The sequence below is a fragment of the Streptomyces sp. ICBB 8177 genome (genome assembly GCF_003144095.1).
Taxonomy (GTDB): domain Bacteria; phylum Actinomycetota; class Actinomycetes; order Streptomycetales; family Streptomycetaceae; genus Streptantibioticus_D.
In genome coordinates, this window is the sequence record NZ_NSKH01000004.1 from 234457 (window position 1) to 258647 (window position 24191).

The window sequence follows — 24191 nt, forward strand, 5'->3', positions numbered from 1 at the left end:
CGCTCGGTTGCGGTGCCGCGCGGTGCGGCGTGTGCGGCGGACGGCACCGCCAGGGCCAGGGCGAACGCCGACAGCGCTGCCGCCGTCCCGGTCGCGAGCCGGCACGGGCTGACGAATCGGCGCGGGCTCACCAGCCGCCCCCGGCTCACACTCGGTCCCGGATTCGCGTGGCCCCGCAGGTTGTGGTGTCGCATGGACCCCCGTTGGTTGTGGTGGCGGCCACGACGTGCGACCGCCGAACGACGCGGTACGCGACCACGGAACGCGCCGCCCGAGACCGACCGGTTCCAACCGGCCCCCGACCGGTCGCGGCCGGGTCGCGGCCGAAACCAGGTTGTCGTGCGCCGCGCCGGACCCACAAGGAATTCGGCGATGACCGAAGGCCCCAGTTCGGCGCAGTGGTTGACGGCTGCCGGAGGGCGCGCCGGTCACAGCCGCGCGGGTCTGCCCTCCAGCAGGGCCCACCCCAGGCGGCTCAGGGAGTGGCGGACCGTGCCGCCGTCCCGGAAGCTGACCACGAGTTCGGCCTCGCGCAGGGTGCGCAGATGCTCGCTGACGTTGGGTTCCGAGGATCCGACCCGTCGCGCGACCTGGCCGGTCGTCAGCGTTCCGTCCGCGGTCGCCTCCAGGACCGCCGCGCGGGATCCCGTTCCCCCTCGGTCGCCGACCGGCGTGCCGTCACCCCCGCGGCAGGCCCCGTCCCGGTCTGTGCGTTTCCTATGAGGGTAAGGCAAACGTTGTCAAAGCCCGGCACACCAGCTCAGCCACCAGAGGGTGCGCCCGTCGCTTCCGGCCCTCCTGACCGCGCCTCGAAGGCCTTTGCCGCAGTCGGGCAATCATTCTCGAATTCACCCGATCGAGTTATGGATCGAACATGGCGGCGAGCGCATGGCCCGCGGCGTGCGGGGGAACGGAACCAACCGCTCACGCGAACCTCCGATGGATTGGACATCTCCACCCGTGCTGAAGAACACCACAGCCGTCGTCACCGGCGCCTCCAGCGGCATCGGTACCGCGGTCGCCGAGGCGCTCGCCGCGCAGGGCGCCACCGTCGCCCTCTTCGCCCGCCGCCGCGACCGGCTCACTGAACTGGCCGAGGCGATCAACGCCCGGGACGGCGGCCGCGCGTACCCGTACGAGGTGGACGTCACGGACGCCGACGCCGTGCGGGTCGCGATCGAGTCGGCGGCCGAGGCGCACGACGGCATCGGCATCCTGGTCAACAACGCGGGAAGCGGCACCTGGGCACCGGCCCTCGAAGCCGACCTCGCTGGCTGGCACAGCACGGTCGAGGTCAACCTGAACGGCGTCCTCAACACCACGCATGCCGCGCTGCCGCACCTGGACCGGGCCGCCTCCGGCGAACGCGGGGTGGCCGACGTCGTCACCATCAGTTCGGTGGCGGGACGCAGGGTCCCCACCCCGCAGAGCAACGTCTACGCGGCCACGAAGCACGCCGTGGGCGCGTTCACCGAAGCCCTGCGGCAGGAGCTCGCCGAACGCCACGTGCGCGCGGGGCTGGTGGAGCCCGGCATCGTGGTGACCGCGCTGACCACCAGCGGCCAGGAGTACGCACCCGACGCGCGCAACCCCACGGGGTACGGGCTGCTACGGCCCGAGGACGTGGCCACGGCCGTCGTCTTCATGGTGACCCGGCCCCGGCACGCGGCTGTCAACGAGATCCTGCTGCGCCCGACGGAGCAGGTCCGCTGAGGGCGTGGACCGCGGACCGGCCCTGGCCACAGGTGGCGCGACGCGGGTGCGAGGATGAGCCGTATGGGATCGCAGGACGGCTATCTGCTCGACAACCGGCAGCGTGAGGCGGGACGGCGTTTCGACGCGTTCGCCGAGCTGTTCGACCCGTGGACGTTCGCCCACCTCGACCGTCTCGGGCTCGGGGCCGGCTGGCGCTGCTGGGAGGTGGGCGCGGGCGGCTCGTCGGTGCCCGCCGGGCTCGCGGAACGGGTCGGGCCGACCGGGCGGGTCTGGGCGACGGACCTCGACACCTCGTGGCTGGCCGGTCTCGCGTCGGACATCACCGAGGTGCTGCGGCACGACGTGACCCGCGACGACCCTCCGGCCGCCGGCCTGGACCTGGTCCACGCCCGGCTCGTGCTGGTGCACCTGCCGGACCGGACGGAGGTGTTGCGACGGCTCGCCTCGGCGCTGCGGCCGGGCGGCTGGCTGGTCGTGGAGGACGCCGATCCCGCGCTGCAACCGCTGGCCTGCCCGGCGGGTGGCTCGGTCGCCGAGGAGCGGGCCGAGCGGATCCGCCGGGGCTTCCGGTCGCTGCTCGCGGAGCGGGGTGCGGACCTGGCGTTCGGCCGGTCCCTGCCGCGCCTGCTGCGTGGGGCGGGTCTGCGGGACGTCTCGGCCGAGGGCTACTTCCCGCTCACCTCGGCCGCCTGCCGGGAGCTGGAGGCGGCCACCGTACGGCAGGTGCGCGACCAGTTGACCGGCGCCGGGTCGGCCACGGACGCGGAGGTCGACGAGCATCTGGCGGCGCTGGCCGGAGAGGACCTCGACGTCACCACCGCGCCCCTGATCACCTGCTGGGGCCGCCGCGCCGAGGCGTGAGCCCAACGCCGTCGGCCCGCTCCCCCGCCATGGTGGGTGCGGGGAGAGCGGGCCGACGGTCGTCGTGCGGGTGTTGCGGGGACCGGACGACGTATCAGGCGACGTCGAACCGGTCGAGGTCCATGACCTTGGTCCAGGCGGCGACGAAGTCGCGCACGAACTTCTCCTTGGCGTCGTCGCTCGCGTACACCTCGGCGAGCGCCCGCAGTTCGGAGTTGGAGCCGAAGACCAGGTCGGCGCGGGTGCCGGTCCACACGACCGCGCCCGAGGAGTCGACGGCCTCGAAGGCGTTCGCGTCGCCCGCGACCGGACGCCACGTGGTGTCCAGGTCGAGGAGGTTGACGAAGAAGTCGTTCGTCAGGACCCCCGGCGTGGCGGTAAGGACGCCGGCCTTGGACTGCCCGGTGTTCGCGCCCAGCACGCGCAGGCCGCCGACCAGGACGGTCGTCTCCGGGGCGGACAGCGTGAGCAGGTTGGCACGGTCGATGAGCAGGTACTCGGCCGGCAGGCGGCTGCCCTTGCCCAGGTAGTTGCGGAAGCCGTCGGCGTTCGGCTCCAGCGCGGCGAACGACTCGGCGTCGGTGTGCTCCTCGGTCGCGTCGACGCGGCCCGGGGTGAACGGCACCTCGACGGCGTGCCCGGCGTCGCGGGCGGCCTTCTCGACCGCCGCGGTGCCGCCCAGCACGATCAGGTCGGCCAGCGAGACCTTGCGGGCACCGGTGTTGAACTCCCGCTGCACGCTCTCCAGCACGCTCAGGACCGAGGCGAGGCGCTCGGGGTCGTTCACCTCCCACGAGGACTGCGGTGCCAGGCGGATGCGGGCGCCGTTGGCGCCGCCGCGCTTGTCACTGCCGCGGAACGTGGAGGCGGAGGCCCAGGCGGTGAAGACCAGGTCGGAGACCGACAGCCCGGAGTCGAGCACCTTGGCCTTGAGGGCGGTGACGTCCTCGGCGGTCAGCGGCTCGCCCTCGGCCTGCGGCAGCGGGTCCTGCCACAGCAGGGTCTCGGCCGGCACCTCCGGGCCCAGGTACTGCGATTTGGGGCCCATGTCGCGGTGGGTCAGCTTGTACCAGGCGCGGGCGAAGGCGTCCGCGAACTCGTCGGGGTGCTCGTGGAAGCGGCGCGCGATCGGCTCGTAGACCGGGTCGAAGCGCAGGGCCAGGTCGGTGGTGAGCATCGACGGGGCGATCTTCTTGGTGGCGTCGTGGGCGTGCGGGACGGTGCCTTCGCCCGCGCCGTCCTTCGGCTTCCACTGGTGGGCGCCGGCCGGGCTCTTGGTCAGCTCCCACTCGTAGCCGAAGAGGTTGTCGAAGAAGCCGTTGCTCCACCGGGTCGGGGTGGAGGTCCAGGTCACCTCCAGGCCGGAGGTGATGGCGTCGGCGCCCTTGCCGGTGCCGAAGCTGCTGCGCCAGCCCAGGCCCTGCTCCTCCAGTCCGGCCGCCTCCGGGTCCGGGCCCACGTTGTCGGCGGGGCCGGCGCCGTGGGTCTTGCCGAAGGTGTGGCCACCGGCGATGAGGGCGACGGTCTCCTCGTCGTTCATCGCCATCCGGCGGAAGGTCTCGCGGATGTCGCGGGCGGCGGCGAGCGGGTCCGGGTTGCCGTTGGGGCCTTCGGGGTTGACGTAGATCAGGCCCATCTGCACGGCACCGAGCGGCTCTTCGAGCTCGCGGTCACCGGTGTAGCGCTCGTCGCCGAGCCAGGTGGTCTCCGGGCCCCAGTAGACGTCGTCCTCGGGCTCCCACACGTCCACGCGGCCGCCGCCGAAGCCGAACGTCTTCAGGCCCATCGTCTCCAGGGCGACGTTGCCCGCGAGGATCAGCAGGTCGGCCCAGGAGAGGTTCTGGCCGTACTTCTTCTTCACCGGCCACAGCAGGCGGCGGGCCTTGTCCAGGTTGACGTTGTCCGGCCAGCTGTTGAGCGGCGCGAAGCGCTGCTGACCGGCACCGGCGCCACCGCGGCCGTCGCTGATCCGGTACGTGCCGGCGCTGTGCCAGGCCATGCGGATGAGGAACGGGCCGTAGTTGCCGAAGTCGGCGGGCCACCAGTCCCGCGAGGTGGTGAGCGTCTCGGCGATGTCACGCTTGACGGCCGCGAGGTCGAGAGCGGCGAACGCCTCGGCGTAGTCGAAGTCCTCCCCGAGCGGGTTCGCCGCGGGCGGGTTCTTGGCGAGGATCTTCAGGTTCAGCCGCTCCGGCCACCACTGCCGGTTGCTGCCGCCCTGCGCCGGGTGCGGGGCTCGGGCGGTGTGCACGACCGGGCAACCGCCCTCGGTCTCCATCTTGGGGTCGGTGACGATGGCGTCGTGGTTTTCAGTCATGGGGAATCCTTCCGGACCGGGACGCGGATCGCCGGTGCCGATCGCGGGTGCTGGTGAAGGAGCTGAGTAGCGCGGACGGGCGCCGGACCCAGGCGGTGCGACCACGAGGTCTCCCGCGAGCGGCCGTACGGCCGCACTGAGCGTGGTGATCTCGTCACGTCATCACCTCCTGTCACAAGAAGGATCTCCCGTCCCTTGGCCCGTGCTGGAAACGATCCTACGATAGACACAGTCCAAGTCAAGAAGCGCATCAGACCTGCGACCGGCCGAGGCCGCTCCATCCGGCCACCGGGGCCCGCTCGCGCTACCCGAAGAGGTGAACCGGCATGAGCGACCTGCTGGAGCGACTGCGCGGCCGGGGATGGCGGATGACCGCGCAGCGCCGGGTCATCGCGCAGATCCTCGACGGCGACCACGTGCACCTGACCGCCGACGAGGTCCACACTCGCGCCGCCCGGCTGCTCCCCGAGATCTCCCGCGCGACGGTCTACAACACCCTGGGCGAACTGGTCGGCCTCGGCGAACTCGCGGAGGTCACCGTGGACGGCCGCGCGAAGCGCTACGACCCCAACGCCCGCCGCCCGCACCACCACCTGGTCTGCGCCCGCTGCGGAACCATCCGCGACGTCCACCCCACCGGCGACCCCCTCACCCGCCTCCCACCCGACCTGCGCTTCGGTTTCAGGGTCACCACGGCCGACATCGTCTACCGGGGCCTGTGCCCGGACTGCGCCGACGACACGCGGGCGTGAGCCGCCCCCGTCGCGAGGGGGCCGGCTCGCGCCCGCACGAGGTCACCTGCCCCAGGCGAACCGGTACGCGCGGTAGGTGTTCACCCCCGTCGGGAACTCCGCGTTGAACAGCAGCCTTCCGGTGCGGTCGAACTCCGAGACGTACGGCAGCGAGCCCCAGCCGACGACGAGGTCGCCGCTCGCCGTGGTCTGGGCGTTGCCCTGCGATGGGGCGCTGAGGCCTTCGGGCTGGTCCTCGCTGCGCACCAGGGTCGCCACATGGCGGCGGGTGTCGAGCCGCACGGTCACGACCCGGCTGTAGGGAAGCGACGCGACGGCACCGGAGCCGGTGTTGCCCGCCCCGGCCGACTCGTTGTCGAAGAAGGTGTACAGGCCGTTCCCGAGCGGCTGGGGGTCGTGCTGCCAAGCGAAGATGGTGCCGGAGTCGTTGAGCCGCTGGCCGGATGCCGCCCTCAGGGTGAACGAGCTTGCCTTGCCGCCGAGTTGCCACTCGACTCGGCCGGTACGCCGTGAGATCTCGTAGGTCGTCCAGGTGTTGCGGGCGTCGACGAGCAGGTCGCCGTCGGTGTCGACTTTGACGGCGTTGACGTGGAACCAGTCCCAGGCGCTGTCCGGGGAGGACGGCAGCGGCTGCTCGCTCTGCGCGTACGGCACGTGGTCGGCTGCGTCCCACTGGAAGAGCACCTTGCCGGTGCGGATGTCGACCTCCTGCACCACGCCGTCCAGCACCTTCTGGTGGGAGGAGCCGCCGATGGAGGTGAGGTCGGCGGTGCGCTGCTTGTAGGCGAGCAGGAGCGCGGTGTTCCACGGGGTGATCAGGAACTCGTGGCCGTCGGCGGTGTAGCCGTTGCCGGCGTGCACGGTGGCGATCTCGCGGTAGTGGTCGTCGTAGACATGGTCCACGCCCTGGGCGGCGCCGCCGAAGCCGGTCCCCTGCCACCAGGTCAGCACCGGCTTGCCGTGGTAGGTCTGCTCGCGGAAGTCGGATGCCTCCTGACCCGCGGGAACGGCGTGGGACCACACCACCTTTCGGCCGTCGGGGCTGAGGATCTCGACACCGGACGCGTAGCCGCCGGACGGCGTGTTCTCGTACGGCGCCACGAACAGGTCGCCCGCGCCGCGCGGAGCCGCGCCGCTCACGACGGACAGGGTCGGCACCCTTGGGCCGGTGGGTTCCGCGGCCGCCGCCAGGGCCGAGGGGAGGGTGAGGGCCATGGTGGCCGTCAGGGCCAGAATCCTGGCCGCTCGGGTCAGCGCGTAGCGCATGGGTGATCCGCCTTCGTGGGAAGTTCGTGGGAAGTTCACGGGAAGCGCGTGGGAACGGTCATCGCGCAGGGCACCGGCCGCGGGCCGACGCGCGGCGTCAACCGCCCACGCCGACAGCACACTTGGCCGTGGGCACGGCGAAGCGGCGGGCGATGGTGGAGGGAGAAGCGAGAGGAGACAGATCGTGCGGGCCGGCTCGGCCGGGGCGTGTCACGGCGTCATCGGACGCGGGTCACACGGGAGTACGGGCGCCGGTGCTCAGACGGCCCGACGACACAGGGCGCTGCTCACCCTCAGCAGATCCACGTGGCGTCGTGTGACACCCACGTGGGAGTGGCTTGCGGGGAGTGAGGCGACACGTTGCTGTGCGCGCATGCCCACTCCCTTCCCCGGCCGGTCCCGCGTACGCGCCGACGGGCGCGGTACGTGATCACCCTAGTGGGCCGCTTCGAGGGGGCACAAGGCTACTGATGGGTTCGCGCGCGCCGGGCCGCCGGGCGGCTCCGCGGGGTGGCGTCAGCGTGCGCCCTGCGGATGACACCGGGCGAACTCGTCGGCGAGGATGCCCATGATCACGACGTCGTGGTGGCGGCCGTCGACGAAGACCCGGTCTCGCAGGCGCCCTTCCTCGACGAAGCCCATCCGCCGCTGGAATGTCAACGACGCCTCGTTGTAGGCGAACACCCGCGCCTCGCACCTGTGGTAGCGGCGCTCGCCGAACATGTAGCGCAGCGACAGCACCACCGCCTCGGCCGCGTAGCCCTTGCGCCGGTGCTCGGCGTCGATCGTGACGCCGTACTCGAAGCAGCCCTCCCGCGGATCGGCGTGGTGGACGCCGACGGAGCCCACCGCCTCACGCGTGCCGATCTCCTCGATGACCAGCGGGAAGCAGTCGCCATCCGTCGTGGCCGCCGCCTGCTCCTTGGCCCGCTGGCGGTGGTCTTCGGCGGAGCGGGGCGGGTTCAGCACGTCGCCCAGGCGTTCCTCGTGCTCGGCGAAGCGCGCGAACGCCGCCCAGTCGTCCGGCTCGACGGCACGCAGCCGGACCCGTTCCCCCCCAGTAGGACACCATGCCTCATTCGATCAAGCCCGGCGTCGCGTGTCCACCCCGGGGTCGTCAACCCGCCCGCCTTCAGGGCGCCTTGGGCCGGCGGGGTCAGCTGCTGCGGGCGGCTCGGCGGCTTCGCAGGGCGTGTCGCAGGGCTTGCGGGACCGGGCCCGCGGCGTCGGTGAGTTCCTGAAGTCGCGCGCGGTGTTCGCGCCGGAGGCGGAAAGGCAGGACCGTGCGGAGCCTGCCGATGGCGGCCAGGACGACCAGTGCCGCCTCCTGCGGCTCGACCGTGCCGCCCGCTGCCTCCAGCGCCGCCAGCGCGCTCGCCCGCAAGGCGTCCGGCAGACCGGGGTCGGCGGGCATCGGGACGCGGACGGGGAAGAGCCCGAGCATGCGGCGTTCGGCCAGGTCGAGCACGCCGTCCTCGACGAGCCGGGCGCGCACCGTGCGGGCGAGGCCGTGGTGGCCGGTCTCCACCCAGCGGCGCCAAGGACGCGGCGCCGCCTTGGTGATCGCTTCCAGGGGATCCGCCAGCAGCGGGCTGAGGGACGCGGGGGCCGATCCGGTGGCGGCGGGGCGGCCACCTTCGTCCACGAGCAGGCGGCGCAGATGGAGATCGGCGAGCGCGGCGGCCCGCAGGATCACACCGAGGTCCGCCGCCTGCGCGGGGACCGCGTGGCCGGGGCGGATCGCGAGGAGGTAGAGGCGCTCGGGCAGGGTGTCGGGGAATCGCATGGTCTGGTCTCCTTGCCATCACACGCTGCGTATGTGTCCGCGGCTCGGCGGGATCGGGACCGCCGTCGGCGCCTCAGGGAATCCCGCGGCCGTCACGGGAGCCCGTCCGCTGGCGGGTCGTCTCCTGGTGGCGTGCCGTCCTCGGGTGCCGCGCGATCCTCGGGCGGCGCGGCCGTCTTCGTGGGGCGGCCGCGCCGGGGGATGCCGGCCGCGCCTGACGGCATCCGCCCGGCCTCCGCCAGGGCGCGGCGCAACAGGAACTCGATCTGGGCGTTGGTGCTGCGCAGTTCGTCACCCGCCCAACGCGCCAGCGCGTCGTGGACGGCCGGGTCGAGACGCAGCAGGATCTTCTTGCGTTCAGCGGGCAAGGGTCACCCTCACTGGTAGAGGGATCCGGAGTTGACGATGGGCTGGGCCCCCCGGTCCCCGCACAGCACCACCAGCAGGTTACTGACCATGGCCGCCTTGCGTTCCTCGTCCAGTTCGACCACGTCCTGCTCGGCGAGGCGGGCGAGCGCCAACTCGACCATGCCGACGGCCCCTTCGACGATCCGGCGCCGGGCCGCCACCACCGCCCCCGCCTGCTGGCGTTGCAGCATGACCTGCGCGATCTCGGGCGCGTACGACAGGCGTGTGATGCGGGACTCGACGATGCGCACGCCCGCGGCGGCGACCCGGGCGGAGATCTCCCGCGACAGCAGCCGGGTGATCTCCTCGCCGCTGTCGCGCAGCGAGGGGCGGTCCTCCTCGCGGGCGTCGTAGGGGAAGCTGTTGGCGATGTGCCGGACGGCGGTCTCCGACTGGATGGCGACGAACTTGCGGAAGTCGTCGACCTCGAAGACGGCCTGCGCCGTGTCCTCGACCTGCCAGACGACCACGGCGGCGATCTCGATCGGGTTGCCGTCGGCGTCGTTGACCTTGGCGGCCTCGGTCTCCAGGTTGCGGATCCGGGTGGAGACGGTGCGGCGGGTGGTGAACGGGTTGACCCAGGTCAGACCGGGCGTGCGCAGCGTGCCGCGGTAGCGGCCGAGCAGCTGCACGACGCGGGCCTCGCCGGGCGAGACGGCGGTCAGACCGCGGAAGGTGAGGAACGCGGCCACGATCAGCACCACGCCGAGCCAGACGAGCCCCGTGTCCACGACGGCGACCGCGATCCCGCCGGCGAGGAAGAGCAGGCCGACCGCCAGCATGAGCAGGCCGGGCGCGCCGGCGATGGGCCGCTCGGTGACGGAGGGCCCGGGCATGTCCGGCGCGGCGCCGGGGGCGGCGGCCGGGGACGGGGTGGGTTGGTGGGTCATGACGCTCTCCGCTCTGCTGTCGTGCCATGCGCTGTCCGCATGGCACGAATCTAGCAGAGTGATATCACTTTTTGCGAGAGCTCTTCGAGAGCTCTTTTCGGGAGCCCCGATGGCGCCGCCTTCCCGGCTGCCGCCCCGGCGGCGGTCAGCTGCCCGTGGCGGACTGCCAGGCGTCGACGTAGTCCGTCAGCTTGTCGTCGATGGCGTTCCAGTCCGGGCGGAAGACCTGGACACCGGACATGATCTTCGCCAGTGCCTGGGCGTTGGCGTCCGTGGCCCTGACGTCGGTACGGGACGCGAAGCCGCCGCCGAGCCGGGAGACCTCCTGCTGGACGGCCGGGGAGAGCAGGTAGTCCAGGAACTTCCGGGCGTTGGCCGCGTGCGGCGCGTTCTTCACCAGGCCGGCCGCGTACGGCAGGGAGAGCGTGGTCGGCGCGCCGCCGCCGTTCGGGGCGGGGAAGAAGATGCCCTGGTCCGGCATGGAGGCGGTATCGGCGTAGTTCATCTGCACGTCACCGTTGGCGACCAGCAGTTCGCCCTTGTCGACCTTGGCGGCGAGCGCGCCGGTGGAGCTGGACGGGCCGACGTTGACGGCCTGGAGCTTCTTGAGGAACGCCATGGCCCGGGACTCGCCGCCGAAGTCGTGCATCGCCTTGACCAGTACGGCCGTTCCGTCGCCCGCGACGCCGGGGGTGGAGTACTGGAGCTTGCCCTTGAACTTCGCCTCCAGCAGGTCGTTCCAGGTCTTCGGCGGCTGCGGGAGCTGCTTCTTGTCGTAGATGAAGCACAGGTAGTTGTCGACGACCGAGGTCCAGGTGCCGTCCGCCGCCTTGTCCGCGGCCGGGACCTGCGCCGAGCCCTGCGGCCGGTAGGCGGCGAGCAGCCCCTTGCTGTCCGCCTCCTGGATGAACGGGGGCAGGGTGACGACGACGTCGGCCTGGGTGTTGGACCGCTCGCGGGCCAGCCGCTGCACCATCTCGCCGGAGCCGCCCTCCACGTAGTCGACCCTGATGCCGGTGCGGGCCTGGAAGTCCTTGAAGACCTGGTTGTAGAAGCCGTCACCGGTCTCGGACTTCAGGCCGTCGGCGCTGTAGACGGTGATCTCCCTGGCGTTGGCGGACGGCTGTCCCGCACAGGCGGTGAGCGAGGCGCCGAGGACGAGGGCGGTGAGGACGGCGGTGACGGTGTGCCTGGGCATGGCGGAACGAACTCCTGGCGTGGTGAGGGGGTTGGACGGGGAGGGGTGTCGGTCAGCGGTACGAGGCGCGGTTGCGCACCCGGGAGACGGCGAGCAGCGCGAGCAGCGTGGTGGTCATCAGCACGACGGCCAGGGCGGCGCCGGTGAACAGCGACCCGCGGTCGGTGGCGCCGAAGATGCTGACCGGCAACGGCGTCCAGCTCGGCGGGTACAGCATCATCGTGGCGCTCAACTCGCCCATCGACAGGGCGAATCCGAGCCCGGCGGCACCGGTGAGCGACGGCAGGAGCAGTGGCAGCCGTATCCGCCACAGCACACGGGCGGGGCTCGCGCCGAGGCTCGCCGCGATCTGTTCGCAGGCGGGGTCGAGCCGGGCCAGCGCGGCGGCGACCGACTGGTGGGCGAACGCGGTGACCAGCACGGCGTGCGCGGTGATGACGATGCCGGGTGTGCCGTTGAGCAGCAGGGGCGGCCTGGAGAACGCGACCAGCAGGGACAGGCCGACCACCACGGAGGGCACGGCGACCGGCAGGGTGAACAGCGCGTCCATCGCCACGCGGCCCGCGCGCCGCAGCCGGTGCGCCGCGAGGGCGGCCCAGGCGCCGACGAGCAGGGCGACGAGGCTCGCGGCCACGGCGGTCAGCAGGCTGACGGTCAGCGCGTGCGCCGCGTCGCCGCCGAGCGCCTCGCGGTAGTGCGTCACCGTGAGGCCCGAGGGAAGCGCGCCGCTCCAGTCGGTGGCGAACGAGGCGACCACGATCACCAGGAACGGCAGCGCGAACAACGGAAGGAACAGGACGAGGAAGACGGCCCGGGCGATGAGCCTCGCGGCCTTACCGTGCAGCAGCACGTGTGCCTCCGGACGCGGGAAGGGTACGGGAGACGACGGCGCGGTAGAGGGTGTGCAGCGCCACCGAGACGACGACGCTGACCACCGCGACCACGCAGGCGCCCGGGTAGTCACCGTCGAGGATCGCCTTGCCGTACACCAGCATCGGCAGGGTGGTGACCCCCTTGGCCCCGGTGAACAGCACGATGCCGAACTCGTTCAGGCACATCACCAGCACCAGTGAGCCTCCGGCGGCCAGCGCGGGCAGCGCCTCGGGGAGGATGACGCGGCCGACGATGCGCGGCGCGCGGGCTCCCAGCGAGGAGGCGGCCTCGATCTGTGCGGTGTCGAGCCGTTCGAACGCGGCCAGCAGCGGGCGCATCACGAAGGGCGTGAAGTAGGTGATCTCGGCGAGCACGACGCCCGATGGAGTCTGGAGGAAGTGCAGCGGCCCGTTCGCGGCGCCGGTCGCCTCGGTCCACAGGCCGTTGACGATGCCGGTCGTCCCGTAGAGGAAGAGCAGGGCGAGGGTGATCAGGAACGAGGGGAAGGCGAGGAAGACGTCCACCACGCGGCTGAGCGCCTTGCCGCCGGGGAACGGCACGAACGCGATGACCAGCGCCAGGACGAAGCCCAGCACCAGGCACCCGGCGGTGGCCGAGGCGGCGATCACCACCGTGTTGACCAGCGCCTCGCGGAACACCGCCGAGCCGAGCACCTGCCCGTACGCGGACAGGCCGTGGCCGCCGGAGTCCGGGGAGAGCGACTGCCACACGACGAGGGCCAGCGGGTAGAGGAAGGCCAGTGCCAGCGCGGCGAGGGGCGGCAGGGTCCACGCCCAGCGCGGCGCCGCGAGTCGGCGGCCGGTGGGTACGGCCCCGGCGGTGGCGCTAGTCACGGGCCACCTCCCGCACCCGGCCGGACGTCAGCAGCACGGCGTCCCGCGGGGCGAAGTGCAGCGTCGTGGGGGCACCGGGAGCGGGCGGGTCGCGCAGCTCCGGGACGTCGGCGGCGACGCGGTGGCCCGCGACGTCCACGACCAGCCGGTGGGTCGCGCCGCGCCACTGGACCTCGGCGAGCGTGCCGCGCAGCGCGTTCGGGCCGTCGCCGAGGCCGACGCGGTGCGGCCGTACACACAAGGTCGCTGCGTCCGTATCGGTCAACGCGGGCGCGGCGACCTCCAGTTCGGTGCCGGCGAACCGGACGGTGCCGCCGCTCACGCTGACCGGCAGCAGGTTGGCGCCCCCGACGAACGAGGCGGTGAACTCGCTGCCCGGGCTGCGGTACAGGCCGCGTGGCGTGCCGCACTCCTTCAGCCGCGCGCAGTCCATGACCGCCACCCGGTCCGCGAGGGTGAGCGCCTCGATCTGGTCGTGCGTGACGTAGAGGATCGTCAGGTCCGGCAACTCCCGGTGCAGACGGCCGAGTTCGGCGAGCATGGCGGAGCGCAGGGCGGCGTCGAGCGCGGAGAGCGGCTCGTCGAGCAGCAGCACCTCGGGGCGGATGGCCAAGGCCCGTGCGATGGCGACGCGTTGCTGCTGGCCGCCGGACAGCTCGCGCGGATAGCGGCGGGCGTAGGCCGCCATGCCCGTCATCTCCAGCGCCCGCGCGACGCGTTCCGCGGTCTCCTGGCGTGGGGCGCGCCGGGCCTTCAGACCGAAGGCTACGTTGGCGTCGACCCGCAGGTGGGGGAAGAGCGCGTAGCTCTGCACCACCATGCCGATGCCGCGCTCGCGCGGGGGCAGGGCGGTGACGTCCCGGCCGCCGATGAGCACCCGTCCGCTCGCCGGGGTGACGAACCCGGCCACGGCCCGCAGCGCGGTGGTCTTGCCCGAGCCCGACGGCCCCAGCAGGGCCATGACCTCTCCGGGTTCGACGGCGAGGTCGAAGGCGTCCAGGACGGTCTGGCTTCCGTAGGTCACGGTGACGCGGTCGAAGCGGACGGACATCACGACCACTCCGCCGGGGTGAGGGGGCGCGCCGCCGGGATCCGGTCGGCCGTGTGGTTGACGACTGGCATGCCTGGAGCCTGTGGGCGGGGCGTTGACCGTTCACGGCCGAGGGGTGACGGGATGGTGAACAGCCCGAGACTGTTGGACTAGACCCGTTATCACTACGTGATATTCGGCGAGCGCGCCCGTGCCTGGCGGCCGGGGCGTGCCAGGAGGACGATCTCCCCATGGGAGCGCTGCACTCGGTGATGGTCGGTCTCACCGCGGTCTGCGTGGCCGTCTTCGCGGTGACGTGGATCGTCGGAGCGGTGTACTTCGGGGTGCGCAGCGGCTCCCGCGTCGCCGACTGGGCTCCGGGCACCCGGCAGACCCTGGTCTACCGCCTGGTGCTGGCGGTCGGCGTGATCGCGTTCGTCCAGCTGGTACGGCACACCCCCGGCACCTTCTGGCACCACTTCTTCTACTGGCAGCCCGTGATCGCGGTGGTGGGAGCCGTGGTGATGGTGCCGTCCACCGCGTTGCTGGTGTGGGCACGCTGGATGCTGGGCGCGATGTGGGCGCCGGTACCGGTGGTGCGGGAGAACCAGGAACTGCGCACCGGCGGCCCGTACGCCGTGGTGCGGCACCCGATCTACACCGGGCTGCTGGGGCTGGTCGGCGGGGCCACGCTGGCGTGCGGGTTCGGCGGCTGGATCGTGGTGTTCGCGCTCTCCGTACCCTGGTTGCTGCACCGGGTGCGCGTCGAGGACGGCCTGATGCGCCGGGAGTTCGGCGCGCGGTACGACGCGTACCGGGCGCGGGTGCCCGCGCTGCTCCCCCTCCCGCGCCCGCGCGGACGTTGAGGCTCTGTCCGCTGGGGCGCCGCGCACGTCCGCGCGTAACCTGGGAAGGTGCCCGCACCGAGGAAGAGCCGCCGCGCCCGGGTCGAGGACGTCCATGACCTGGCGCTGGCGATGCCGCACGTGACCGTGGAGTACGGACGGCAGGGCAACGCCGTCTACGCGGTGGGCGGGAGGTCCTTCGTGTTCTTCAGGACCGCCCGCCCGGACGCCTGCGATCCGGTGACCGGCGAGCGGTACACCGATGTCATCGTGTTGTGGGTGGCGTCGGAGGAGGACAAGAAGGCCCTGATCGCCGACGAGACCACGCCGTTCTTCACCACACCGCACTTCGACGGCCATCCGTCGGTCCTGCTGCGCGGTTCACGGTGCGGTGAGCTGTCGTACGGCGAACTGTCCGAGGTGGTGCAGGACGCGTGGCTCTCCCGGGCCTCGCCCACCCGGGCACGCGCCTGGCTCAAGGCGAATGGGCTTTCCTGACGCGGGCGTTGACCCGCGCTGCGGCGCCGCTCAGCCTGCGTACGCCGGGGCACCTCCCGGGGCCAGCCATTCGAAGAGCGAGGCGTACAGCGCCCGGACCTGAGCCGGTCGGTCGTCGCCGTACAGGTCGTCGCCGACCCCGTAGCCCCGCGCGGCCAGCAGGCAGGTGAGCATGCGGTAGGAGGGCCGGGCCGCGGCGAGCGCCTCCGGGTCGACGGCCGGCCGGGTGCCCGGGACCGCGGGCAGCAGGACGTCGTACTCGTAGACAGGGTCGAGCGAGACGAGCACCCAGCGGTCCGCCCGCCGTTGCGCGCGGTACAGCAGGCGTGCCCGGGAGGTGAGATCCACCTCGACGCCGTTCAGGTCGGCGCGCAGGTGGATGCCCGCGGGCGCCTCGATCACGGCGCGCGCACCGTGGACGTCCACGACCGGTGGGTGCAGGGTGTGCCGGGCGGTGTCGCCACGCGCGGCCATCTCCCGTGACGCCGCGACGAATTCGGCGCCCGTGCCGCGGAACCAGCTCAGCCGCACGGACGCGTTCGGCGCCAGGCACTCCCCCATCACCCGCCACCAGCCGCGATCACGCGCCCGGCGCTCGCGCAGGACCAGCTGGGTCAGCTCGCTGACGTGGTCGGTGGTGGAGCTCATGGCGAACCCTTCGGCGAACGGGATGCGGTGCCGCGGACGTCACTGCGCCCAGGGCGGCAGGAAGGTCGCGCCGTCGACGGTGGCCTTCATGCCGACGGAGGTCACCGCGGTGAGGGAGGCCGGGTCCTCGGCGGAGGCGTTGCGGATCCGCAGGACGGCGTTGGCCGGAACGATGACGGCGTCACCGGGCCCGGCGGTCACGTCCTGCCCGGCGACGGTGGCCGAGACGCTGCCGCTCACCACGACGAAGACCTCCTCCCGATCCATGTGGTGGGTCTCGCTGCACGCACCCGGGGACAGATCCAGTGCCCACAGGGCCAGTTCGGCGCTGCCCCGGGAGGGCACGGCGAGCGGCCGGAAGGTGAAGCCGTCGCGGTCGAAGACGGGCGCGCCGGCAAGGGTGGACAAAGGCATGGCGATTCCTCCGGGAGAACGAACGATATAGTCAAACTGGTTGACCACTTCACGCTACGCCCGTCACACCGAACCGGTCAACCATGTTGACCATCTCGCAGGCGCCCGACGCCTGACGGCATCCGACAGGAGAGGTCCGGGACATCCCATGGCCGCCGACCGGCACGACGCCGACCCGTCCCCGCAGGTCCCCCTGCTGCTGGCCATCGCGTACCGGGCGATGACCGACCACTTCCACGCCCGCCTGGCGCAACTCGGCCGCGAGCCGTTGCGGCCCGCGCACGGATTCACCTTCCGCTACCTCGCCGGCCACCCCCGGGCCACCACCGTGGACCTGGCCGCCCACCTCGGCGTCACGAAGCAGGCGGCGTCCAAGACGGTCGCCGAGCTCGCCGACTGGGGGTACCTGCGGCGCGGGCCGCATCCCACGGACCGGCGCGCCCAGGTGCTCGCGCTGACCGAACGCGGCCACGAGTACCTGCGCCTGGCCGACCGGCTGTGGTCCGAGGTGGAGCGGGACCTCGCAGACGTCGTCGGTGCCGACCACGTGGCCGCGCTCGGCCGGGACCTGCGGGCGTACATCCGGCACGTGTACGGCGACCAGCCGGTGCCGCTGCGTCCGGTGTGGTGATCCCGGCCGTCGCGGCGAGCACGGCCGGCGGCGCGGTCAGGCGGTGGTGAGCACCATGCGGAAGCGGCGGCGCCGGAGAGCATGCGGTCGAAGGCGTCGGCCGCGCGCTCCAGTGGCACCTCCTCGATCCACGGCCGCACGCCGTTGTGCGCGGCGAAGCGCATGGTGTCCGTCGCAGTGGCCGCACGAGCCGCCGTACCAGCCCACGGCCACCGGTCCCCGGTCGACCAGCCGGTGACGTGCTCACCCACCGCGTCGATCCGTCCCGCGATCTCGTGGCCGGGGACGACCGGGAAGGATGTGCCGGGCAGATGGCCGGTGGTGATGAGGGCGTCGGAGTGGCGCACCCCGCAGGCCTCGACGGCGATCCTGACCTCGTCGGGGCCCGGTGCGCGCGATTGCGCGGTGGTCAGCGACATCGCGCCGCCGGGCTCGGCGACCTGCACGCGGCGGCGAGTGGCTGCTGGGGAGCGACTCCCTTTCCGTGCCGTACGGCGTGCGCGTCCGGTGGGCGCCACGCCCCGGGTGAGCGGCCTTTGCGTTCCCCGTCCCAGCGTGGCCGCGTCATGCGTGGCCGTCCTGTCCAGCGAGCGCCGTCACCCTGTGCGGTCAGGAAGCCGCCCGGTGCCCCTACCGGGTGCCCGCCAGGACCTCCGCCGCGGCCACCCCGGACGCGGCCGTGGCGCCGTTGGTGAAGATCTGGGCCGCGGCCGCTCCTGTCGGCACCGGCAGGCCCATCTCGACCACGATCGCGTCGGGACGGGCCGCCACCAGGTCTGCCAGCGCCCTGCCCATCCAGGCGTGCCGGGAGGCGTCCCGCACCACGACGACCAGGGGGCGGTCCTTGGCGGGGAGCAGCGCGTACTCCTCCAACGCCTTGGCTCCGTCATCGAGTTGGGCCGCGTGGACGCGCACGAACGTCGTGCCGGGCAGCCTTTCACGCAACGGCACCGCGACACCCCACGGGGTCTCCTTGCCGATGGCGAGGTTCGTGGAGGGCACCAACTCCACGACGTGCGGCGGGTGGTCGAGCGGCAGGGCGCCGTCGACCGCGCCGCTGGTGCGGATGGCGCGGCGGGCGGCGACGAATCCGATGTCCCCGCTGACCGGGTCGACGGGGGCGGCCTGCCCCAGCCGGGTCGACCAGTCGGCGAACTCCGCCACCCGGCGGGCCGCGTCGCGCAGGCGCTCCTCCGGCAACGTGCCGTCGGCGACCGCGTCGAGCAGGGCGCCGGAGAGCAGGGCGACAGTGGACTCCTCGGCGGTCTCGCCGCCCACGCAGACGGCGTCCGCTCCGGCGGCTACGGCTCTGACCGTGGCGCCGCCGATGCCGTACAGGCCGGTCACCGCCCCCATCTCGATGGCGTCGGTGACGATCAGGCCGTCGAAGCCGAGTTCGCCGCGCAGCAGGTCGATCAGGATGCGGCGGCTGAGGGTGGCGGGCAGGTCGGGGTCGTAGGCCGGGACCAGCAGGTGGCCGCTCATCACCGCGCGCACGCCGGCCTCCAGGGCGGCGCGGAACGGCGGCAGCGCCTGCTCCTGGATCTGGTCGAGGCCGGCCTCGTAGTGCGGCAGCCCGTGGTGCGAGTCCACGGCGACGTCGCCGTGGCCGGGGAAGTGCTTGGCGCAGGCGGCGACTCCGGAGGCCTGGAGGCCCCGGATCCAGGCGGCGGCGTGCCGGGAGACCAGCTTGGGGTCGACGCCGAAGGAGCGCACGCCGATGATCGGGTTGTCGGGGTTGGAGTTGACGTCCACGCTCGGCGCGTAGTCCAGGCTGACTCCGGCGGCGCGCAGCTGGCGGCCGAGGTCCTGGGCGACCGACTCGGTCAGCTCCACGTCGTCGACGGCGCCGAGCGCGAAGTTGCCGGGGCGGGACGAGCCGGTCGACGACTCGATGCGCGTGACATCTCCGGCCTCCTCGTCGATCGCGATGATCAACCCGGGGTTCTCGGCCCGCAGTTGAGTGGTGAGTCGGCTGACTTGCTGGGGGGAGGCGATGTTGCGCGAGAAGAGCACCACGGACGACAGGCCGTCGGCGATGTCCCGCAGCACCCAGTCCGGCGCCTGCGTCCCGACGAAGCCCGGCTGAAGGACGGAGAGCGCGAGACGTCGCAACTCCTTGCTGTGTTTGCTGGAGGACATCAGCTGGGCCTTCCCGATAGTGCCGAGGCATCGATCACCGCGCCGCGCATTGGTACAGACCATCGGGATATTGGCCTAGTCCAATCTGGAGTGTCAAGAGGGCGAACGGCACCCCCGGACGGCCGCGCACCGGCTGTTCCGGACCCCGGGGGTGCACCCGGGGGCGCCACCGCCGGCGAGACACGGAACGAATCGCCACAGGAGACCCTTCTTCCTTCCGGAATCAGAACAGAGCACCCGCCCCGCAAACCCGGAAATGACCCAACGTCATCATCCGTCTACGCACCGGATTTACCGCGCCAATTGGACGGAGTCGAATTCACCGTGAGTCGATGCATGTTGCACCGGTAGTCACTCATGTCATGTCCGCCGCAAAGTCGTCGCCATAACCCATCAGTAACCAGGAATCGCACCGCACTCCCCAAACATCACTCGCCCAACCCGCCCGACCTGCACTTATGCACCCCGCCGCAGTCTCGAATCCGAACCGAACCGCCCACAACCCACCAACTCGACTGTTGACACGTGAAGTTGGTCTAGTCCATTTTAGTGAGACGCGAGTTCGGCAAAGGGGCGGTTGTGGTCAACCGCCGTCAGCATTCGGCGCGTTGCCTCGTCACACCCCTGCCGCACGCATCCGCATTCCGCGCGGGCACTGTCGCCGCGGCACCGGATCAACGGGGGAGATCCGGGCGGAAGGCCGCCGCCGTGCTCGCACGAGCCATTCCGACCCTGTCACGACTGTTCACGACGTCCACCGGTGGTGCGCGTCCACTCCCCCGCGCCAACAGGCCGTTGCCCGGCCTCGTGTGCCCGGCGCGGGAGGGGCGCGTCCCCCGGCCGGACATCTTTCGAGGAGCGATTGCATGCGGGCGCTTGACAGCAGCTACTTGTATCGGGCCGCCTCGGACGTCCCCTACTTCAGCTCGGACGGCGAAACCTACCTGGCGCAGACGCAGTTGCGTGACCTGCGCAAGCGGCGGGAACTGCGGGTGCTGTCCGAGGAGGACTTCGCCTTCTGGCAGACCTACGGCTACGTGGTCGTCAAACAGGCGATTCCCACCGCCGCCGCGCAACGCCTGCTGGAATTCGCGTGGGACTTCCAGGGCCTGGACCCTCGGCGCCCCGAGACCTGGTACGAGGAGCGCACCTTCCGTTCCGACCTCGACCGGGACCTGTACGTCTACGGCTTCGTCGAGGCGTACCACCACCAGCTGCTGTGGGACAGCCGCCAGACGCGCCGGGTGTACGACGCCTTCGTGGACGTGTGGGACTGCGAGGAGCTGTGGGTGACCCTCGACCGGCTCAACCTCAACCCGCCCAACGTCAAGAACCGCGACCGCGCGCTGATCGAGGCCACGGACAAGGGCTTCGACATCGAGCTGCACTGGGACGTCGACACCACCCTCGGTGTCCTGCCGCAGCGCGTGCAGGGCATCATCGCCCTGAGCGACACCGAGGAGGACCACGGCGGTTTCCAGTGCGCACCGGAGCTGTTCCGCAGGTTCGAGCGGTGGCGCGCGCTCCAGCCGGACGACCGCGACCCGATCCGGCCCGCGTTCGACCGTGACGAAATGCCCGTGGTCCGGCCGCAGTTGAAGGCGGGCGACCTGCTGATCTGGAACGGGCTGCTGGCCCACGGCGTGGCCCGCAACACCTCGCGCGACGGTGTGCGGGCCGTGCAGTACCTGTCCATGATGCCCGCGCTGGAATCCCACCGGACGCTGCGGGACTCCCGCGTCGACTCCTGGCGCCACCTGAGCACCCCGGACTGGAACCGGACGCTGCTGGGCGACGCCAGGAAGCACGAGTCCCTCAGGTACGGCACCGCCCGCCTGAACGACCTGGGCGCCCGGCTGCTCGGGCTGGAGTCCTGGGGGCAGGAGAGCGACGCGGTGAGCGGGGAGCGGGTATGCGCCGAATCTGTCTGACCCTGCCCACGAACAGGGCGTGCGCGCCAACCATCGCGGCGCTGGGCGAGGAGGCCGCGTACGCGGTGCGCCACTTCGACGTCGAGGTGCACTTGCTGGTACTGGACTCCAGTGAGGGGCAGGTGTTCGCCGAGCACGCCCGCGCGGTGCGTGACCTGCCCGCGGTGCCCGGCGTCGTCGCCCACCACTTCGGGGAGGCGGACCAGCGGGACTTCCTGCGCCGGGTGATCGACGAGGCGGGCGTGGCCAAGCCCGATCTGGTGCTCGACCTCATGCTGCCCGACCGGCTTTCCTACGGCGCCTGCACCAACCGGGCGTTCCTGCTGGCCGCCGCGCTGGGGTGCGAGTCGGTGCACCGCAGGGACTCCGACAGCCGCTACCAGGTCGCCGACGGCTCACCGGTGTTCCCCGTCCACCCGGAGCTGACGGCCCTGGGGCGCCGCGCGTCCGACGTGGCGCCGCTGGTCTCGGACAACGTGCTGGAGACGGCCCACGCCGGCAAGCCCGTCGCCATGGTGGGCGGCTCGTTCGTGGGCGAACTGTCCGTCGACATCGGGGAGATCCAGCGCCTCGACCCGGAGGTCTACCACGACGTGGTGAGCCTGTGGGCCCCGCTCGACTGGCCCGAACAGCGGAAGCGGGAGCTGGTCGAGGAGTCGTTCCGCGGTGCGGGCGACGTGGTGTTCACGGCGGACCACACGGTCCTCGGGCTGGTCGACCCGATGCGGGTCGACATGTGCAACATCGCCTTCCACCGCGTGCAGGAACGCATACCGCTGCCGCCGGCGACCGACACCATCGGCAGCGACTACTTCCTCATCCACGTCGTCCACGACGCCACGCTCCCCGGCGTCCTGCACAACCGCGACATCGTCAACTACTACACACCCGAGCGCAGGACCGGGGCGGGCTTCAGCGCGTACCAGACCCGGTACGTGAAGTTCCTGCTGTCGATGCTGTACCTCGACTTCGTCTACGACCGCATGGCCGAGGCCGGTTCCGCGCTGCTCGACGAGGGCGGCGAGGTGCGTGCGCAGGTCGTCGCCGGCTTCGTGCGGGAGAGCACCGGTCTCGACCAGGCCGGCAACACCCACCGGCTGGACGTGCTCGAAGCGGCGTACCGCAAACTCGGCGGCAAGTACGCGGCGTTCGCCGAACACGTCGCCGCCGACCGGGAACGGCTGCTGCGCGAGGCCCGTCAGGACACCGAGGACTTCGCCCTCCTGCTGGAGGCGTGGGCGTCGCTGGTGGACGCGAGCAGGAAGGTGGACCCGTGCGCACACCGCCGGTGACGAGCACCACGCCCCCTCACGGCACCCGGCTGCGCCGCGCGCTGGCGGACGCCCCCGCGGACCGCCTGGTCTACGACCTCGCGGGCATCGAGGCCGCCTACGCGAACCTGGTACGCGAACTGCCCGGTGTGTCGGTGCGGTTCGCGATGAAGGCGTGCCCCGTGGACGAGGTGCTCACCTGCCTGGCACGCCGGGGCTCGGGCGCCGACGCGGCCAGCCCGCAGGAGATCGCCCACGCGCTGCGCACCGGGGTGCCGGTCGAGCGCGTGCACTATGGCAACACCATCAAGTCCGACCGCGACATCGCGCACGCCTACCGGCTGGGCGTGCGCGACTTCGCCACCGACAGCATGGAGGACGTCGAGGCCATCGCGGCGCACGCCCCCGGCGCCCGGGTCTTCTGCCGGCTCGCCACGGACGGCAAGGGCGCCCTGTGGGGGCTGAGCCACAAGTTCGGCTGCTCCGCCGGCGACGCCGTGCGCGTCCTGGAGCGGGCCCGCGACCTGGGCCTGACGCCCGCCGGGCTCTCCGTCCACGTGGGATCGCAGCAGATGACCGCCGAGGCGTGGGACGATGCCTGCGACCGGCTCGCCGATGTCCTGACCGCCCTCGACCGGCGAGGCGTGTTCCTCGATCACATCAATCTCGGCGGCGGGCTGCCCGCCGCCGGCTACCTGGACGCGTGGGGAACCCCGCTGGAACCGCCGCTGGACGAGATCCTCGCCGCCGTCCGCCAGGGCATGCGGCGGCTGACGCGGGTGGCGGGCCGCCGCCTGGCGTTCCTCATCGAGCCCGGCCGCCACCTCGTCGCCGACCACGGCGCCATCAGGGCCCACGTCCTGCGCCTGACCTCACGCGAGCGGCAGGACGGGGGACGCGCGCACTGGCTCTACCTGAGCTGCGGCAAGTTCAACGGCCTGTATGAGATGGACCAACTCCAGTACCGTCTGGTGTTCCCCACGCACTCCGGCGCCGACCTCGTGCCCGCCGTGGTGGCCGGGCCGACCTGCGACAGCGACGACGCCTACGCGCACGACCACGGCCTGGTGCGGGTGCCCAGGGCGGTCGCCTCGGGAGATCCGGTGTGGATCCTCGCGAGCGGCGCCTACGCGACGAGCTACATGACCCGCGGGTTCAACGGCTTCAGCCCGCTCCCGCACGTCTGCCTGCCGCCCGACCGCGTGCCGCCGCCGCGCCTGCCGGAGCGCATCGACGACGTCACCGCCTGTGCGGGAGGACCGCGTTGACCACGCAGACACCACGGGTGAGGCACGTACGCGGCGACGACTGGGACGCCATCGTCGCCCTGGAGTCCGCCGCGTACACCCCGCTCGGCCTGTCGGAGGGCCGGGCCGCGCTGGAATCCAGGGTCCGTGCCTCGCCCGCCACCTGCTTCGTGCTGGACCTCGCAGAACGCCTCGCCGGATACCTGCTGGCGCTGCCGTACCCGATGTTCCGGTATCCCGACCTGACACGCGCCGAGAGCGTGGAGTTCCGCACCGGCAACCTCCATCTGCACGACCTCGTCGTCGCCGAGGACCTGCGCGGCTCGGGTCTGGCGAAGACGCTTTTGAGCGCTCTGTTCGCGAGCGCGCGATCACACGGGTTCGCCTCGGTCTCCCTCGTGGCCGTCGGCGGCAGCGCGCCCTTCTGGGCCTCCCAGGGCTTCACGGAGCACCCCGGCGTGGTGCCTCCGGACGGCTACGGGCCCGGGGCGCGGTACATGTCGCGGCCGGTGCGGGTCGAGGTCACGGCGGGAGCAGGAGGGTGAGCGGCACGGGAGGCGCCGGCACACGCGTCGTCGGCACAGGGGTCGGCGGCGCGAGCGGCGGCCCGACG

At 72.1% G+C, this 24191-nt stretch carries 24 protein-coding genes and 1 pseudogene; 10 read left to right on the plus strand and 15 right to left on the minus strand.

The genetic code is table 11. The features are described from left to right. Nucleotides 1-428: 428 nt before the first annotated feature. Nucleotides 429-734 (minus strand): helix-turn-helix domain-containing protein, encoded by a 306-nt coding sequence (locus tag CK485_RS06700; RefSeq protein WP_109447992.1) that lies wholly within the window; start codon nt 732-734, stop codon nt 429-431. Nucleotides 735-960: 226 nt separating this feature from the next. Between CK485_RS06700 and CK485_RS06705 the strand changes: the two genes are divergently transcribed. Together CK485_RS06705 and CK485_RS06710 are read left to right on the plus strand one after the other, a co-directional pair. Next, nucleotides 961-1713: an SDR family oxidoreductase gene (locus CK485_RS06705; protein ID WP_241968181.1), complete on the plus strand. Its 753-nt coding sequence runs from the start codon at nt 961-963 to the stop codon at nt 1711-1713. A 63-nt stretch (nt 1714-1776) separates the two neighbouring features. Beyond that, complete coding sequence (locus tag CK485_RS06710; RefSeq protein WP_199239277.1) at nt 1777-2577, plus strand: methyltransferase domain-containing protein; 801 nt, start codon at nt 1777-1779, stop codon at nt 2575-2577. Nucleotides 2578-2671: 94 nt separating this feature from the next. Here the strand turns inward: CK485_RS06710 and katG are convergent, their stop codons facing one another. Next, nucleotides 2672-4894 (minus strand): catalase/peroxidase HPI, encoded by a 2223-nt coding sequence (gene katG, locus CK485_RS06715; RefSeq protein ID WP_109448005.1) that lies wholly within the window; start codon nt 4892-4894, stop codon nt 2672-2674. Between the two features lie 326 nt (nt 4895-5220). On the opposite strand from katG, the gene CK485_RS06720 reads away from it, so the two are divergent. After that, complete coding sequence (locus CK485_RS06720) at nt 5221-5646, plus strand: transcriptional repressor (RefSeq protein ID WP_109448007.1); 426 nt, start codon at nt 5221-5223, stop codon at nt 5644-5646. 42 nt (nt 5647-5688) lie between these two features. Here CK485_RS06720 and CK485_RS06725 read toward each other — a convergent pair whose 3' ends face one another. The 9 genes from CK485_RS06725 to CK485_RS06765 all read right to left on the minus strand — a co-directional run bounded on the left by CK485_RS06725 (nt 5689) and on the right by CK485_RS06765 (nt 13972). Next, a complete protein-coding gene (locus tag CK485_RS06725; RefSeq protein WP_109448009.1) occupies nt 5689-6912 on the minus strand; it encodes an arylsulfotransferase family protein in 1224 nt (407 codons plus the stop codon). A gap of 516 nt (nt 6913-7428) precedes the next feature. Further along, entirely contained in the window at nt 7429-7953 is a 525-nt protein-coding gene (locus tag CK485_RS06730; protein WP_109448011.1) for a GNAT family protein, read from the minus strand. A gap of 115 nt (nt 7954-8068) precedes the next feature. Further along, on the minus strand, nt 8069-8698 hold the full coding sequence (locus CK485_RS06735) for a GPP34 family phosphoprotein (protein WP_109448019.1): 630 nt from the start codon (nt 8696-8698) through the stop codon (nt 8069-8071). A 92-nt stretch (nt 8699-8790) separates the two neighbouring features. Beyond that, the gene (locus CK485_RS06740; RefSeq protein ID WP_109448021.1) at nt 8791-9066 is read right to left on the minus strand and encodes a hypothetical protein; all 276 of its coding nucleotides are present in this window, start codon (nt 9064-9066) and stop codon (nt 8791-8793) included. Nucleotides 9067-9075: 9 nt separating this feature from the next. Beyond that, nucleotides 9076-9996: an SPFH domain-containing protein gene (locus CK485_RS06745; protein WP_109448023.1), complete on the minus strand. Its 921-nt coding sequence runs from the start codon at nt 9994-9996 to the stop codon at nt 9076-9078. 145 nt (nt 9997-10141) lie between these two features. After that, the gene (locus CK485_RS06750; RefSeq protein ID WP_109448025.1) at nt 10142-11194 is read right to left on the minus strand and encodes a 2-aminoethylphosphonate ABC transporter substrate-binding protein; all 1053 of its coding nucleotides are present in this window, start codon (nt 11192-11194) and stop codon (nt 10142-10144) included. A gap of 52 nt (nt 11195-11246) precedes the next feature. Then, complete coding sequence (locus tag CK485_RS06755; RefSeq protein ID WP_109448027.1) at nt 11247-12044, minus strand: ABC transporter permease subunit; 798 nt, start codon at nt 12042-12044, stop codon at nt 11247-11249. Further along, nucleotides 12028-12921, minus strand: coding sequence for a 2-aminoethylphosphonate ABC transporter permease subunit (locus CK485_RS06760; protein ID WP_109448029.1), 894 nt, complete (start codon nt 12919-12921; stop codon nt 12028-12030). The genes CK485_RS06755 and CK485_RS06760 overlap by 17 nt, the downstream gene beginning before the upstream one ends. Further along, nucleotides 12914-13972, minus strand: coding sequence for an ABC transporter ATP-binding protein (locus tag CK485_RS06765; RefSeq protein ID WP_109448031.1), 1059 nt, complete (start codon nt 13970-13972; stop codon nt 12914-12916). The genes CK485_RS06760 and CK485_RS06765 overlap by 8 nt, the downstream gene beginning before the upstream one ends. 230 nt (nt 13973-14202) lie before the next feature. Here CK485_RS06765 and CK485_RS06770 point away from each other — a divergent pair, with 230 nt between their 5' ends. Both CK485_RS06770 and CK485_RS06775 read left to right on the plus strand, forming a co-directional pair. After that, complete coding sequence (locus tag CK485_RS06770) at nt 14203-14817, plus strand: isoprenylcysteine carboxylmethyltransferase family protein (RefSeq protein ID WP_109448033.1); 615 nt, start codon at nt 14203-14205, stop codon at nt 14815-14817. A 48-nt stretch (nt 14818-14865) separates the two neighbouring features. After that, nucleotides 14866-15294: an MmcQ/YjbR family DNA-binding protein gene (locus tag CK485_RS06775; protein ID WP_241968182.1), complete on the plus strand. Its 429-nt coding sequence runs from the start codon at nt 14866-14868 to the stop codon at nt 15292-15294. A 30-nt stretch (nt 15295-15324) separates the two neighbouring features. Here the strand turns inward: CK485_RS06775 and CK485_RS06780 are convergent, their stop codons facing one another. Further along, a complete protein-coding gene (locus CK485_RS06780) occupies nt 15325-15942 on the minus strand; it encodes a nuclear transport factor 2 family protein (protein WP_109448037.1) in 618 nt (205 codons plus the stop codon). A gap of 39 nt (nt 15943-15981) precedes the next feature. Beyond that, nucleotides 15982-16356, minus strand: coding sequence for a cupin domain-containing protein (locus CK485_RS06785; protein WP_109448039.1), 375 nt, complete (start codon nt 16354-16356; stop codon nt 15982-15984). A gap of 148 nt (nt 16357-16504) precedes the next feature. Between CK485_RS06785 and CK485_RS06790 the strand changes: the two genes are divergently transcribed. Then, nucleotides 16505-16987 (plus strand): MarR family winged helix-turn-helix transcriptional regulator, encoded by a 483-nt coding sequence (locus tag CK485_RS06790; protein WP_109448041.1) that lies wholly within the window; start codon nt 16505-16507, stop codon nt 16985-16987. Nucleotides 16988-17161: 174 nt separating this feature from the next. Here the strand turns inward: CK485_RS06790 and CK485_RS29430 are convergent. Continuing rightward, a pseudogene (locus tag CK485_RS29430) lies at nt 17162-17406 on the minus strand (alcohol dehydrogenase catalytic domain-containing protein); the annotation flags it as partial. Between the two features lie 211 nt (nt 17407-17617). Next, nucleotides 17618-19129 carry a glycoside hydrolase family 3 protein gene (locus CK485_RS06800; RefSeq protein ID WP_109448043.1) on the minus strand — a complete coding sequence of 504 codons (1512 nt, stop codon included), beginning with the start codon at nt 19127-19129 and terminating at the stop codon, nt 17618-17620. Between the two features lie 866 nt (nt 19130-19995). On the opposite strand from CK485_RS06800, the gene CK485_RS06805 reads away from it, so the two are divergent. From CK485_RS06805 to CK485_RS06820, 4 genes are read left to right on the plus strand one after another with little or no spacing between them, the layout of a single operon-like run. Continuing rightward, nucleotides 19996-21060 carry a phytanoyl-CoA dioxygenase family protein gene (locus tag CK485_RS06805; RefSeq protein ID WP_109448045.1) on the plus strand — a complete coding sequence of 355 codons (1065 nt, stop codon included), beginning with the start codon at nt 19996-19998 and terminating at the stop codon, nt 21058-21060. Then, nucleotides 21042-22352 carry a DUF6271 family protein gene (locus CK485_RS06810; protein WP_109448047.1) on the plus strand — a complete coding sequence of 437 codons (1311 nt, stop codon included), beginning with the start codon at nt 21042-21044 and terminating at the stop codon, nt 22350-22352. The genes CK485_RS06805 and CK485_RS06810 overlap by 19 nt, the downstream gene beginning before the upstream one ends. Then, the gene (locus tag CK485_RS06815; RefSeq protein WP_241968183.1) at nt 22334-23599 is read left to right on the plus strand and encodes a type III PLP-dependent enzyme; all 1266 of its coding nucleotides are present in this window, start codon (nt 22334-22336) and stop codon (nt 23597-23599) included. Before CK485_RS06810 ends, CK485_RS06815 begins: the two co-directional genes overlap by 19 nt. Nucleotides 23600-23616: 17 nt before the next feature. After that, nucleotides 23617-24123, plus strand: a complete 507-nt coding sequence (locus tag CK485_RS06820) for a GNAT family N-acetyltransferase (RefSeq protein WP_109448049.1) — start codon at nt 23617-23619, stop codon at nt 24121-24123. The last annotated feature ends 68 nt before the right edge of the window (nt 24124-24191 follow it).